At 41.6% G+C, this 14,348-nt stretch carries 10 protein-coding genes; 4 read left to right on the top strand and 6 right to left on the bottom strand.

All coding sequences use genetic code 11. From position 1 onward, the window contains the following. Positions 1-323 precede the first annotated feature (323 nt). Complete coding sequence (locus tag D0T87_RS15090) at positions 324-848, top strand: outer membrane beta-barrel protein (protein WP_163175972.1); 525 nt, start codon at positions 324-326, stop codon at positions 846-848. 584 nt (positions 849-1,432) lie between these two features. Here the strand turns inward: D0T87_RS15090 and D0T87_RS15085 are convergent. The 4 genes from D0T87_RS15085 to D0T87_RS15070 all read right to left on the bottom strand — a co-directional run bounded on the left by D0T87_RS15085 (position 1,433) and on the right by D0T87_RS15070 (position 6,191). Beyond that, a complete protein-coding gene (locus tag D0T87_RS15085; protein WP_163175971.1) occupies positions 1,433-3,331 on the bottom strand; it encodes a fimbrillin family protein in 1,899 nt (632 codons plus the stop codon). Between the two features lie 4 nt (positions 3,332-3,335). After that, positions 3,336-4,208: a fimbrillin family protein gene (locus tag D0T87_RS15080; RefSeq protein WP_163175970.1), complete on the bottom strand. Its 873-nt coding sequence runs from the start codon at positions 4,206-4,208 to the stop codon at positions 3,336-3,338. A gap of 7 nt (positions 4,209-4,215) precedes the next feature. After that, positions 4,216-5,160: a fimbrillin family protein gene (locus D0T87_RS15075; protein WP_163175969.1), complete on the bottom strand. Its 945-nt coding sequence runs from the start codon at positions 5,158-5,160 to the stop codon at positions 4,216-4,218. Positions 5,161-5,318: 158 nt separating this feature from the next. Then, a complete protein-coding gene (locus tag D0T87_RS15070) occupies positions 5,319-6,191 on the bottom strand; it encodes an AraC family transcriptional regulator (RefSeq protein ID WP_163175968.1) in 873 nt (290 codons plus the stop codon). A gap of 613 nt (positions 6,192-6,804) precedes the next feature. Between D0T87_RS15070 and D0T87_RS15065 the strand changes: the two genes are divergently transcribed. The 3 genes from D0T87_RS15065 (at position 6,805) to D0T87_RS15055 (ending at position 10,867) form a co-directional block, all read left to right on the top strand. After that, positions 6,805-8,529 (top strand): ABC transporter ATP-binding protein, encoded by a 1,725-nt coding sequence (locus D0T87_RS15065; RefSeq protein WP_163175967.1) that lies wholly within the window; start codon positions 6,805-6,807, stop codon positions 8,527-8,529. Between the two features lie 3 nt (positions 8,530-8,532). Continuing rightward, entirely contained in the window at positions 8,533-10,299 is a 1,767-nt protein-coding gene (locus D0T87_RS15060) for an ABC transporter ATP-binding protein (RefSeq protein ID WP_163175966.1), read from the top strand. A 124-nt stretch (positions 10,300-10,423) separates the two neighbouring features. After that, positions 10,424-10,867, top strand: coding sequence for an endonuclease domain-containing protein (locus D0T87_RS15055; protein WP_163175965.1), 444 nt, complete (start codon positions 10,424-10,426; stop codon positions 10,865-10,867). 150 nt (positions 10,868-11,017) lie between these two features. On the opposite strand, the gene D0T87_RS15050 is transcribed toward D0T87_RS15055, so the two are convergent. Together D0T87_RS15050 and D0T87_RS15045 are read right to left on the bottom strand one after the other, a co-directional pair. After that, on the bottom strand, positions 11,018-11,692 hold the full coding sequence (locus D0T87_RS15050) for a MarC family protein (protein ID WP_163175964.1): 675 nt from the start codon (positions 11,690-11,692) through the stop codon (positions 11,018-11,020). 357 nt (positions 11,693-12,049) lie between these two features. Beyond that, positions 12,050-14,281 carry a glycoside hydrolase family 3 C-terminal domain-containing protein gene (locus D0T87_RS15045; RefSeq protein ID WP_203558697.1) on the bottom strand — a complete coding sequence of 744 codons (2,232 nt, stop codon included), beginning with the start codon at positions 14,279-14,281 and terminating at the stop codon, positions 12,050-12,052. Between the last annotated feature and the right edge of the window lie 67 nt (positions 14,282-14,348).

Genomic DNA, 14,348 nt, shown 5'->3' with positions numbered 1-14,348 from the left:
CTGTTTCTGTTCGAAATATTTATTTTGTATTTTAACAGCTTTAACTCATTGATTTACATTGCTTTTTCTTTATTTTCAGCCTTAAGAGTCCCCCTTTTCTTTGCATTAGTTTGACATTTCTGATTAGAGTAAATACGGGATTTCCCCTGAATTTTAGGGAAAATCCTTAAATCCTTAATAAACAATAAAATGATATGTGTTATTAGGCTAAAAATGCATTGTTCTTTATGCTGTAAAACATAAAAATTTGGCAGGTAAATATATTCGCTATACATTTGCAGCGCAAACAAATAAACTATTATTAATTTAAAACGTTGACAAAAATGAAAAAGATTGTTCTATTATTATTGGTTGTATGTGCTACTGTATCTATGAATGCACAAGTTTATGTAGGTGGAACTGCTGGTTTTTGGCGTAATGATAAAGACGATGCTGACCAAACTGCATTTACTATCGCTCCGGAAATTGGTTATAACTTTAATGAGAAATGGGCTATTGGTGCTGAACTAGGTTACAAATATGCAAAAGAACCGGGATTTAAGAAAAATGCAGTTTTTGTAGCACCTTATGCTCGTTATAGTTACTGCGAAACTGGTATTGTTCGTTTGTTCCTTGACGGAGGTGTTGGTTTTACTTCTGCAAAAATTGCAGATGATAGAACTAATGGTTTCGAAATTGGTATCAAACCAGGTGTTGCTATCAAATTAAATGATAAATTCAGTCTGATTACCAAAGTAGGTTTCCTTGGATATAGAGATGACTACTTTATGGACAATGATGTTGAAAACGGATTTGGTCTTAACCTGTCAGGAGCTGATTTAAGATTCGGATTCCAGGTTAATTTCTAATCTATAACTTATTTAGAAATAGATATAGGGCTACTCGCAAGGGTAGCCCTTATTGTTTTTGTTCTTGCTTTTCTTTAAATTTTTGCATGCAATTAACGCCTTTTTTGCATGCAAAAATTTAAAGAAAAGCAAATGACGGCCAGAAGGCTTCTGCGGGGGCGGCGGTATATGGCAATCCTATTGTAATATAAATGTAAAACTCCCCTAACCACGCTTGGAAAGGGGAGAATTGCAAACAAAACAAACTTAGAGTATTAGTGATATCTCATCATGAATCTCTAGATGCTAACATAGTGGGCATCCGTGTTTATAACGGATGCGGAGAAGTATCTGTTATCAGAACAACAGTTGGTTTATAATGTTGATCACTTCCTGATTAGTTATATTTCTTTGACAAAAAACAACATAAGGAAAGTTCTTTTTTGCGTATTAACTTAAATCTTTTTTTTAACTCCCCCTATCCACGCCTGGTAGGGGGAGCGACAAACAAAACAACAAGGGGTCATCGTGATATCACATCATGGATGCCCTAAATGCTGACAAAAATCATCCCATTGGGATGAATGACATTGTGCCATACATTTCTATAGTGGAGTATTTGTTACTAAGCGTAGCGATTGCGTATAGCTTGTGCCGAGTGTTGTCAGATGCATAGCATAATCACCCGAAGCCAGATATAACCGATAGGCCGAATCCGTTCCATTTAAAGTTGATGACCACCATTGGCCATAACTATTTATCTCGTTATATGTACCTGTATTTGTCCTCCGTCCTCCGGGTAGACCAGAGAATCCGGTTACATTGTCTGCGTAAGTAAGGCTGGTCCACATGGTGGTTGCCCTGAGTTTCATTCCGGCACTGGGAGTGAGGTAACGGTAAACAGATTGCCAGTCCGGCTCTCCCGGAACCTGCCATCCATGCGGAGCAATACCACGACTGTCTGTGATTGTAGTCCAGGTGTATAATGCGCCCAACGTATTCTTATAATCCTTGTTATCGTTAAAATAATAATAAGTCAGAGGATCGCCATTCTGATAATGCTCGGCACGATAATTCTGAGCAGTCCAATACTGGGTTCCGATTTTTACGATAGGGTAGATGTTCTTATCTATATCGGTCATTACCACCGGTTGGGTAGTCAGTAAAACGATGTCACTGTCGTTGGCTTTCGCAATACGGCCATCTGTTGTTACTTCTATTTTGTTGATTAAAGCAGATTTACCGGCCGAGTAGTTCGTTAACGTATTGTCAGAGACGTTGAAATTTACGCTTCCTCCATGAACGTTACTACTGTTGGGTTCGTATAATCCTGTCGTTGTATTATAGTTTCTTTTCATTACCTGAGCCACAAATCCCTGAGTCAGATCGGGCGTTCCTTCGGTTCCCATTGGATATACTACAATGGCTTGTGCATCTACCAGTCCTGATTTGAATAAGTACTCTTTACTTACTCTGGCAATGGGAATATCCTTGTTGCAGATGTTGTGAACCAATGACCGGTTCCAATCAATCGTATTCAAATCTACTACTAAAGGCGCTTTAGTTCCCAGGCTGTTATCAAATGTTCCCCCGTCCAACCACTCGCTGATTGTACTGTAATTGACATTTAAGCCTAGCTTGGTAATGACGATATTAAACACTGTATGCTTGCCACTTTCCAGGACAATATCCTCATTCGGTTGATAGAAGTAATTTACTCCGTTCAATGCTATCTTGATAAAGCGTGTATCTTTGGCTATTGTTTGCGGAGGAATGATGCCTTTATTACTGTTATCATAACCACTCACAGCGTCTGGCAGAGTTAGCGTATGGATTTCTGTATGCTCTCCAGATGAGTTTAAAGTTACCAGGCCATCAGACATAGATATAGATGCCGAAGGGTTTACGTTCATCAAAGACACTGCCATATCACTTATTCGTGCAGAAATATCTATCTGCGATAAGACATTAATCGTAATCAAACTCATTCGGTGATAAAACGTTAGCCGGACATTTTTTACCGGTGAAAGTCCTTCGGCTTTAGCCCATAAGAAATCACTTTGCATTTGAGCCGAAGCCATACGCTGATCGGCCTGCACGCTAAACTTATATGTTGCAGTAGGATGCTCGGAAAGCTGCTGGTTGTATGGATAGTAACCATAAACGTCGGCTTTCTTCTTTCCGGGCCAGACGGGTGCTTCACTGTTTGTCGGATTCCAATATGTTCCACTATATGCATATTCTATATTACTTTCGTAAGCATCCTGGGGGAAGCTTCCTGGTGTGTTATTGTCCGGTTCGTATGGTATGATGTATACGCCTATCCGGTCGCCGCTCTCAAAATTTGAATCAGATAAACGGGCATTCTCTTTGGTCGATATGGTAGAAAGTATCTGGATACTATTGTCTTCCGGTGGACTTTCATAACTGTCCTGGGAGCATCCGGAAAGGATGCCCGCAAACAGCAATATTAGTCCTATATATATGTTTTTCTTCTTTTTCATGCTTTTATCTTTGTGTTATGATCGGCAATACAAACTGCCCGCTTCTGGACGAAACAGGCGATTGCTCGCTCATGGTCAGGTTAAATGTATAATTGTACAATGCTTTAAATTCGATATCTTCGGATAGGTGGTAAACCCATGACTCTCCCAGATATTCGATCAAAAACAATGGGGTGCCAGACATTATTCGCTGAGGTGGAAGGAAGGCTTCAAATGCCTGGCCATTCCCCGTTGAAGGTTTAGGGATGATTACCTTGTATTGGTCGGTAAGGGTAATTGTTCCCGTCCTTAAATTAATATAACAGCCGGTTATGACGTTGTGCAAGCTAATCTCCGGAATAGCATCGGCGGGCTCACTATTCATCAAATTGATTACTATTCTTGACATCAGATGCCCGAACGTCAGTCCGGCTGTAGGTGATTGTGCAGATATGGATGATGTTTTTGCCCACAGGAAATCATTGTTTTTCTTTGCCTGCCGGCCCGATACGTCGAACGGATAAGCAGATAGATTTAACTTTCCTGCCGTCCGGCTCATTTCGGGGTCGTATGGAAAGAAAGCGTAGAGGTCTATGGGTGTTTCATCCAAATATATTTCATTATCCGCGGTGATTTCCCATCCCGAAGAGGTGTAAGTATAACATGCATTCATGACATTAGATACATCTCCCAGCATGCCTGGAGCGTTGTTTTTATAACGCACAGGGTAGACTCCGATCTGATCTCCAATCTGGAACGACAGTTCGGGAGCTTCGTTATTTGCTGGTGTATATAATTGCATTTCCTGCATGTCAGTAGGGAAGGTGGCGGCTGTATCTGCACAGCCAGCCACTCCCAACAAAACAAACAACAAAATGAAGATGTGAAATCGGTACATGTTTTTTTTATTCAGCTTCGCCTTCGCCTGTTATCGTCTCACTATTAATCCATGGCGTAATAGATGAAGACACATCAATACCAGTTGAATGAATAGTTAACTCATAATTGTAATTATAACCACTTGCATAGGTTATTGTCTCCGGGGTTGTATAATAATAATCGGTAGTACCTACTGTGATTTTGAACAGTCTGGTATCAGCATCAATGGTTTGTGGTACAACGATGGCCTGAATTCCGGTTACTTGTGCTTCGCTATCCGAGGCACCTTTTACGCCATATGCATAAACTTCCGTAGTGTTATTGCCTACTTCCTGAAGATTACCAGTGGTAATATGGATTGAAGTAGATGGTTTTGTTCCCAGTATGCTTACTGCATTCAAATGAGACAAGTCCATTCCATTGCCGGGTTTAATGGTAAAAGAGAATTTGGATAACCTGTGCGTAAATTCCAGTCCTATTTTATCTTTACTACGCGACACATCGCTTTTGGAAGCATGTAGTAGGTCCGATTGCAGATAACCATTTGCAGTTGTCTGGTCGGGAGTAATGGAAAATGTTACAGATTCATTCTGTTCCAAAAGTGCCGCATCATTATAAGGATGGATGGCGTAGAAGTTTACTTTACTATTATCTGCCGGGTAGTACATTCTTTCTGTATAAGAAAATCCACCGCTGCCATCTGCTGTAATCGCAATATTATCATATTTTACATTATTGATATCTGATGCCTGAGTTACATAAAAACCGAGTTTCTGATTTGACTCAATCTGATCAGTTTGCAGACGCAATTTACCTGCCGACACCCTGCTTTGCAGCAAGATCGGAGCTTGCTCTGTGTATTGATCTTCTATGATCTCAGATTTAGAGCAACTGAATGCGGTTCCGGCTAAAATGATAATACCTAATGTGTTAGCAATGAATGTTTTTGTTTGTTTTAATATAAGATTCATAATTCTTTCTTTTTAATTTTAATAATAATTTCACCACTCTTTAATTTACCTATCAGCATTTTTTGTGTTGTACAAAAGGATTAGGTTGTTTTCACAATGCAAAGTTATGATCAAAATACCGTATTCTTTTTTTTATTATAGCTACTTGTTTTTCTGATTTAGCTACTTTTTTGCATGATAACCTTTTCGGCCTTTCGCGTCCGGATTTGTCCGGGTGGTAGTCCGAACTTACTTTGGCAAAATGTGGTGAATGAAGAAACGGACGAAAAATTATATTTATCTGCCAGTTCCTTGATGCTCAGGTCCGAACCAATGAGGTCATTGTATACCAATGATGCTTTTTGATCCCGTAACCAGTCGGATGCTGAGGTTCCGAATACTTTATTGAATTGTTTCTTAAAGCCCGACTCACTATACATAGAGATGTCGATCAGTTCATTTACGCTTCTGGCATTCCTGTTTTGATACATCAGGTTCATGAAACGTGAGTTATGGCTTAATAATGGCGAAAAGAATTGAATGAGTTCTTCTTTGGTATAATAAGCGCGTAGAAGAAAGAATAATTCCTTCATCTTTGTTTCAAAGTAATAGCCACATTTTAATCCGTCGTCTACACATTCCTGCATCAGCTCAACGAACTTATAAATGCGGTCGTTGATCGTTAGCGTGTGGAATTCTTCTTTTATATTCTTGTCTCTGGAATTGTAGATTTGTGTCATAGAAACACATTCGCATAGCTGTAAGATTCCACGGATACGACAAATAATGAGTCGGGTATCTTCTATGGATTCTGCTCTGACCTGGCTTCCCGGAGGGAATAGCATGATTACTCCCGGGTTGACCTCCATATTTAATATTTTTGCATAGGAAAGGGTGAACCGGCCGCCTAGCATGAAGACAATCTCTGTATCATGTAGCGTTCTCTCAATCTTTTTGCCTTTTGGAATGTTTAGGATTTCCAGTGTGGCATTTTTTCCTTTTTCATAATTCTGGCAGGCAAAATGTTCCTGCGCGTATAACAGTTTAGGCATAAATCTTGTATTAGTTATTTCTTTGATGTTTTGCTAAAGTTGGCAACAAAAGTATAGCTTCGGTTTTATTTGTTTTATTCTAAAAAAGCTCCTTTTTTATATCGTATAGCTACTTTTGTGGCTTTCCGGGTTAAAGTCAAACTAACCCAATATAAAGTTACGGGTTTTATGTTTCGTGACAAAATTGGGTTTTCAACTTTTAGTTATTGTCAAAAAACCTTTCAGGATGTTTTTAAGTTTTCTCTAATCTTGCATAGTTTAGTTTTCAGGTTGTTTTGTGTTTGTGACTTTGTATTGAGCTTCCTCCCCCTGCCCCCTCCAAAGGGGGATAGGCTGCGCTCTAAAGTGTTTCCGCATGGGAACCTGGGTCAAGCGCCTCGCTTGTCCCCCTTTGGAGGGGGCAGGGGGAGGAAGCCCGAAGTATAATCTATTATTTAAAAGTGTGTAATCTTTGCGATATATTTTTTTAATGTTTGGAAAGAAAAATTATAAGCTTTAGTGTGTCGATGTTTGCCGGAAACGAACATTCCAAAATATACAGCGTTATTTAACTTGAATTGACTGTAATTTTAGGTGTATTTGACGGACAATCTTTTATCTTTGCGCCGAAATAATGAAGAAATATTGGCAAATATTACGGAAGTACAAGGGCAGTTTGCTCATTAGCCCGCTTCTTGTGCTTGTAGCTGTATTGTGTGAAACAGTTCAGCCTATGTATATGGCAAAGATTGTAGATGATGGCGTGATGCAGCGCGATCTCTCGGTCATTACGGAAGTGGGTACTTATATGGTGTTGGTGTCTATTGCCGGACTTCTCGTAACAATTTTGAATGTATACATCTCTTCGCGTGCCTCTATTGGGTTTGGAACCGATTTGCGGGAACGGCTATTCAATAAAATCCAGCAGTTATCCTTCTTTGATATTGACCGCTTTAGCTCTGCCTCGCTGATTACCCGCCTAACTAACGATATTACCAAAATTCAGCAGCTCATTATGATGTCGATGCGCATGATGCTTCGCGCTCCCTTGCTGCTTGTTATGGCTATATTCTTTGTCGTGCGAATCAATACAGACATGGCGCTTGTGCTGTTGGCCGCCATTCCGGTTTTAGGGATTAGTGTTTACCTGATTCTCAGGAAGGGCTTTCCTCTTTTTATGAAGGTGCAACAGAAGGTTGATGCGCTGAATGAAGTGGTTCGGGAAAACCTGATCAATATTCGCGTAGTCAAATCGTTTGTCCGTGAAGATTTTGAAACTGTAAAGTTCAGGGAGAAGAGCGAAGACCTGCGTGATATGATTATCCGTGCATCGAATATTGTGGTGTCTATTTTCCCGGTGATGCAGTTGGTGATGAATATATCCATTATCGCTATTCTTTGGGTAGGTGGGCATAAAGTAATGATAGGCGATCTGAAAGTGGGTGAGTTGATTTCCTTTGTGAATTACCTGGCGCAGGTTTTGATGGCGCTCATGTTCTTATCTATGATTGTAATGAACTTTGCCCGTGCGTCGGCTTCTTCCGAGCGTATTCTGGAAGTACTTAATACGGAACCATCGTTGAGCAATACACAGAAAGGGTTACTTGATACACATAAGATTCTATCCGGTAAAGTGGAATTTAAAGATGTTTCCTTCAGGTATAGTGGCGGAGATACGGATGTACTGAAAGATATCAATTTTAAAGTTAGCCCGGGCGAAACAATTGCTGTAGTTGGAGCAACGGGAGCGGCTAAAAGCTCTATGGTACAGTTGATCCCCCGGTTGTATGATGCAACTTCGGGCGAAATCCGGATTGACGATGTACCTGTAAAAGACTATTTGCTGGACGAACTTCACTCGCGCATTGGCATGGTGTTGCAGAAGAACGAATTGTTTACCGGAACAATTGCCGATAACCTCCGGTGGGGTAAGGAAGATGCTACGATGGACGAGATCATAGAGGCGTGTAAAGCTGCCCAGGCGCATGATTTTATAATGTCGTTCACGGATGGATATGATACGATGCTTGGACGAGGTGGGGTGAATGTGTCGGGCGGACAAAAACAGCGTATCTGTATTGCCCGTGCTTTACTTCGTAAACCGAAAATATTGATACTTGATGATAGTACAAGTGCGGTAGATACGGAAACGGAACTGAAAATCAGGGAGAACCTGAATATGATGCTGCATGATACGACTGTATTTATCATTACTCAACGAATCAACACCATGCAATCGGCCGACCGGGTGATTGTGCTTGAAGATGGTAGTATTGATGCGATAGGAATACCAGATGAACTGATGAAGACGTCGGTGGTTTATCAGGAAATCTATAACTCACAAATTATTCTTTTTTAGGCGATGGCACACGGAGATCATCTTAAACATACAGGCAAACCAACGAAGGGGAAAAAGACTTTCCGCAGGCTGGTTTCGTATCTGGCGTGCGACCGTAAGCTGCTGATTGTGATTGGTGTTCTGATTATTATCAGCATTATCGCCAATTTGCTGGGGTCGTATATGTTACGGCCTATCATCAACGATTATATCATTCCCGGAGACTTTTCGGGGCTTGTACGTGTGCTTCTAATCTTGGCGGGGATTTATCTGGTTGGTGTTGTGGCAGTGTATGTTCAATATATCTTATTGAATAAGATCGGGCAACGCACGGTGACCCGTATGCGCGAAGATTTGTTTAATAAGATGGAACGATTGCCGATCAAGTACTTTGATACCCATCAGCATGGCGATCTGATGAGTCGTTATACCAATGATATTGATCGTATCAGCGAGGCGTTGACGGATAGCTTATCTGACATGCTTTCCAGTGCTTTGACGGTATTGGGGATATTCTGCCTGATGCTTTATATCAGTCCGATATTGACATCGGTTACGTTGGTCACTGTTCCGTTGATGTTCCTGAGTGCCAAGGGGATTGTGAAGCGTAGCCGCAAGTACTTTAAGGCGCAGCAAGAGTCGCTGGGCGCTATCAATGGGTATGTTGAAGAGATGATCAGCGGTCAGAAGGTGGTGAAAGTTTTTGGGCACGAGAAGAAGGTGGAAGCCGATTTTGATGTGTTGAACCAGGAACTGAAATCTAAGTCGCTGAGTGCGCAGTTCTTTTCGGGGTTGATGATGCCCGTGATGCAGAACCTGAACATGCTGAACTTTGTGATTATAACGATTGTGGGCGCATTGCTTGCCATATATCGCGGATTTGATGTCGGCGGACTGGCGGCTTTCTTGCAGTATTCCCGTCAGTTTGGCCGCCCCATCAATGAGTTGGCTAGTTTATATAATAGTATACAGGCGGCGATAGCCGGTGCGGAGCGTATCTTTGAGGTGATAGACGAAGCACCCGAGAAAGAAGATGAACCGGACGCTTTGGCATTGGCCAACGTAAAGGGTGATGTACGGATGGAAAATGTTTATTTCGGTTACAGGGAGGATAAAACGATCCTGAAAGGAATCTCTTTGCATGTTGCTCCGGGCTGTAAAATAGCGTTGGTAGGGGAGACGGGTGCCGGGAAAACAACAATATTAAATATGCTTCCCCGGTTCTTTGATATTCAATCGGGTGAAATTGCTATAGATGGGCATTCGATTATGGATGTGCAGCGCGAAAGTCTGCGCAAATCTATGGCTATCGTTTTACAGGATACGCATTTATTTACCGGAACCGTACGTGAGAATATTCGTTTCGGACGCTTGGATGCAACGGACGAGGAAGTAGTAGAAGCTGCGCGACTAACTGCTGCCCATTCTTTTATCAAACGCTTACCGAAAGGTTATGATACGATGCTGGAAAATGATGGGGCAAACCTGAGCCAGGGCCAACGACAACTTTTGAATATTGCCCGTGCTGCCGTTGCCGATCCTTCTATATTATTGCTTGACGAAGCAACCAGTAACATTGATACCCGCAGCGAAATCTTAATTCAGCGCGGCCTGGATAAATTAATGGAGGGGCGGACAAGCATTATAATCGCTCATCGTTTATCGACCGTGCAGAACGCTCACCGAATACTGGTACTGGATCACGGACAAATCATTGAACAGGGCACACACCAGGAATTGCTTGCCATGAAGGGCAGGTATTACTCGCTGTATAAAGAGCAGTTTGAGTAGCGGCAAGGAGGGATGCTACTAGTACTCTATTGGTTTCATTCGGCATCGTATCCCCCGCTGGCGGGGGTAGGGGGTGGATGAACGAGTAAACAGAATTAGATTTAAACACAAAACAAAATATAATATGTCAAACCACGATTATAACAAGAAACTACAATCCAATGCCAACTCATTAAGACATACTATGACTAAGGCAGAAGTATGTTTATGGAAATATGCTTTAAGAGCAGGAATGATGTGTGGATATACTTTCCGCAGACAGCGACCTATAGGACAATATATTGCGGATTTTGTGTCTTTGAGACTATCACTTGTTATTGAGGTAGATGGAGCAAGTCATCTTTTTGAGGATACACAGATAAATGATATGGAAAAGGATAAATATCTGATTCAGTTAGGATTTACTGTGTTGCGGTTTGCTGATGAAGAAGTTTTAAGGAATATAGAGGGAGTTAAATTGGATATAGAGAGGAATGTGAGAATGATTGAGGAAAAGAATAACTTTCTTGTTACAAGGGATTCATCCCTTACAAAGAATCCACCCCCTGCCCCCGCCAGCGGGGGATAGGCTGCGCTTCACCCAAGTTTCCATGTGGTATCTCCGGTTTCTATGTCATATCGTACATCTCCAAACTTCTATGTGACATTGTATCCCCCGCTAGCGGGGCAGGGGGGACTCTTTATAACAATTCTTTGTATTTAAGACTAAATTTAATACCTATAAAATCGTAAGATGAAATATCTTCGAAATCCCGGTAACCATAATCTGTAGTCCAATACAGAACGTAAAGAACGCCACCATTTTATTGATAATTAGATTACCCGATTTTCCCAGTTTCCTCATCATGCGTTGCCCCTGCGTCAGGAATAAGTACAGAATGGTACAAATCAAAACAATGACCAGGGCTATTATAGCATAGTTGATGCTCGTAGCCAATATATGCCCCTTTATATCTGCGGCAGCTATAAGCGTGAATATTACGGAGATACTTCCGGGCCCCAGACTGATGGGGAACGAGATGGGATAAAAAACTTTCTTTTCCAGCTCGTCCAGATTGATTTTGTTGATAGTATCCTGCTTGCTATCTTCGGATGTGGATGGAGAGTCCGAAAGCCATTCCAACCCGGTTTTACAGATTAATATACCCCCACCAAGCTGAATTACCGGTATCGCTAAATTGAATATAAGTAAGATGAGCCGGCCAATCAATAAACTGCCAATCCCTATGATCAAACAATTTATGATGATTTTCTTGATGATGATTTTGCGTTGGGCGTCATCCAGATCCGAAATAAATCCATTAATGATAAATCCGCTGCTAACCGGATTGGTTACCGGGAACAACGCCACAAAAGCCGATACGAAAGTATATATAAAATCGTTTACTGACATAGAAATGGAATATATATGGTTTCTCTGTTGATTATTAAACGCATAGCTTGAGGAGAAAGTTTTCTTATTGACTACGTTTTTTTATTCATACTCCCAGAGTGGTTAAACATATTGACTAATTGCTGGTGCTTTTTCTCCTCAATACATAAACCCGAATTTTTTGATGCAACGAAAATATTTTTTTGATGCATCAAAAATAAAAAAATGATGCATCAAAAAAATATTTTTATCGCATCGAAAAAACAAGCATTTTTTATTAAGTAGTAACGGGTTGATAATCAGCGAAAAACAAGAGAGGCAACCTCCTGTCGCAGGAAGTTGCCTCTATCCCAATCTAAATACCTATTGAATAGTAAATTATTTCAACTTGAACTTAACTTTTGATTTAATGTCGGTTGAAGATGCACCAATCAGAGCTTCAAAATCGCCTGGTTCAGCCACCCAATCGTGTTTGTCAGGATCGAAGAAACTCAATGCTTCTTTGTCTACTGTAAATGTAACGGTCTTTTCTTCGCCTGGGTTCAACTTGATCTTATCAAAGCCTTTCAGTTCTTTAAGCGGACGAGGAAGAGATGACTTCAAGTCGCTGATATAAAGCTGTACAACTTCTGCACCTTCGCGACTACCTGTGTTCTTCACGTTTACAGTGAAAGTGATCTTATCGTCCGTAGTCATTTCCTTTTTGTCGGCAGCCACTTTACCATATTCAAAAGTGGTGTAGCTCAAACCATGTCCGAAGCCGAACAGCGGTTTAATCTTTTTGGTATCGTGCCAACGGTAACCTACCAGAAGACCCTCGTTGTATTTCACTTCATCCTTCGTCCCAGGAAAGCGGTAAGTTGCCGCACCCAAGTTTCCATCCGGCGTATGGGCGCTATTATCAGTCAGTTTCACAGGGAAAGAGAACGTCAGTTTACCGGAAGGATTCACATCACCCACCAATACAGATGCCAATGCATTACCAGCTTCCGTACCCAGGAACCAACCTTGTACGATACCAGGAACCTGATTTACCCAAGGCATAGCCACAGCGTTACCCGAGATATTAACATATACCAGATTTTGATTCGCATTAACCAATTCAGTGATTACTTTGTCCTGATTATAAGGCAATTCCAATTCCTTGCGGTCTCTACCTTCACTATCCTGGTAGTTACTCTTATTTAAACCACCGAAGAATATAACCATATCGGCATCTTTTGCCATAGATACAGCTTCGGCAATGAGCTCAGCTTCTGAACGATTGTCTTCCAGGTTCTGACCGGTAACAACACCATTGTAATTGCCACTTGCATCGCCCACATAACCACGAGCATAAAGAACTTCGGCCTGTGAACCTATTCTTTTCTTTAAACCATCCAGCGGAGATACCTCGTAAGTTACTTTCAGTGAAGAGCTACCACCACCAACGGTCATCATTTTAACGGCATTTTCGCCAACAACCAGTATTTTCTTCGTTGTATTCAGGTCGATAGGTAGTATATTGTTTTTGTTTTGAAGCAATACAATACCTTCTTGTGCAATTTTACGTCCGGCAAGCGCATGTTCTTCTGTTGCAAAAGAACCGAAAGGTCTTTTGGTATTCATGGTAGTCAGGAAGGACAGGCGAAGGATGCGGCGGACTTTTTCGTCCAATTCCTTCGTTCCTACCTCACCCGATTTGATAAGTTTCAGATAAGGCTGAGCCAGGTAATAATTGTCATAAGCATTGCTTGCACCTTCGGTCAAACCATTGGTCCATGATCCGAATTCCATATCCAATCCGTTGAAGATAGCCTCACGAGTGTCATTCACGCCTCCCCAGTCGGAAACTACTACACCTTTAAAGCCCCATTCGCCGCGAAGAATATCATTCAACAGATATTGGTTGTGGCAAGCCTGTTGGCCTTTGTATAGATTGTATGCTCCCATAATGGCCCAGGCATCACCTTCCTGAACGGCTGCTTTAAATGCCGGCAGATAGATTTCATATAATGTACGGTCGTCAACAACTACATTCACCGTATGGCGGTTCGTTTCCTGATTGTTCAACGCATAGTGCTTAACACAAGCAGCTACGCCGTTTTCCTGAACTCCTTTAATATAAGGAACTACCATTTTTCCGGCCAAGTATGGGTCTTCGCCCATATATTCGAAGTTACGGCCATTCAGTGGGGTGCGGTATATGTTAACGCCGGGGCCTAACAGTACGTTCTTGTTGCGGTAACGTGCTTCTTCGCCGATGGAGCGACCATACAATAAAGACATATCTTTATTCCAGGTAGCAGAAAGGCAAGTCAACGCCGGGAAAGCGATACACGAGTCGTTTGTCCATCCGGCTTGTTCCCATTCATCCCATAATACTTCCGGGCGAATACCATGTGGACCATCGGTCATCCAGTTTTCAGGGATACCCAACCGGGGAACTCCGGGAGAGCTAAACTTGGATTGTGCATGTAGGATAGCTACTTTTTCTTCTACCGTCATTCTTGATAGTGCGTCTTCCACACGTTCGTCGATCGGTTTGTTTTCGTCCAGGTAAACCGGAATCTTGTTTTGGGCATTCAGTGTAAGTGAGCCCGCAATAAGCAGCATGAAAACTGCTTTCATTGTTTTTTGCATAATTGACTGTATTTTTCTTGGTTTTGAGTTTTTCTGATTGGTTATACGTTATTTC

This window comes from Bacteroides sp. 51 (genome assembly GCF_010500965.1).
GTDB lineage: Bacteria > Bacteroidota > Bacteroidia > Bacteroidales > Bacteroidaceae > Bacteroides.
This window is presented reverse-complemented; position numbering and strand designations above follow the sequence as displayed.

What these genes read in the sequence shown, in the direction of transcription:
- D0T87_RS15090 (WP_163175972.1), top strand. Translation starts at nt 324, where the DNA reads ATGAAAAAGATTGTTCTATTATTATTGGTTGTATGTGCTACTGTATCT.
- D0T87_RS15085 (WP_163175971.1), bottom strand. Translation starts at nt 3,331, where the DNA reads ATGAAAAAGAAGAAAAACATATATATAGGACTAATATTGCTGTTTGCG.
- D0T87_RS15080 (WP_163175970.1), bottom strand. Translation starts at nt 4,208, where the DNA reads ATGTACCGATTTCACATCTTCATTTTGTTGTTTGTTTTGTTGGGAGTG.
- D0T87_RS15075 (WP_163175969.1), bottom strand. Translation starts at nt 5,160, where the DNA reads ATGAATCTTATATTAAAACAAACAAAAACATTCATTGCTAACACATTA.
- D0T87_RS15070 (WP_163175968.1), bottom strand. Translation starts at nt 6,191, where the DNA reads ATGCCTAAACTGTTATACGCGCAGGAACATTTTGCCTGCCAGAATTAT.
- D0T87_RS15065 (WP_163175967.1), top strand. Translation starts at nt 6,805, where the DNA reads ATGAAGAAATATTGGCAAATATTACGGAAGTACAAGGGCAGTTTGCTC.
- D0T87_RS15060 (WP_163175966.1), top strand. Translation starts at nt 8,533, where the DNA reads ATGGCACACGGAGATCATCTTAAACATACAGGCAAACCAACGAAGGGG.
- D0T87_RS15055 (WP_163175965.1), top strand. Translation starts at nt 10,424, where the DNA reads ATGTCAAACCACGATTATAACAAGAAACTACAATCCAATGCCAACTCA.
- D0T87_RS15050 (WP_163175964.1), bottom strand. Translation starts at nt 11,692, where the DNA reads ATGTCAGTAAACGATTTTATATATACTTTCGTATCGGCTTTTGTGGCG.
- D0T87_RS15045 (WP_203558697.1), bottom strand. Translation starts at nt 14,281, where the DNA reads ATGAAAGCAGTTTTCATGCTGCTTATTGCGGGCTCACTTACACTGAAT.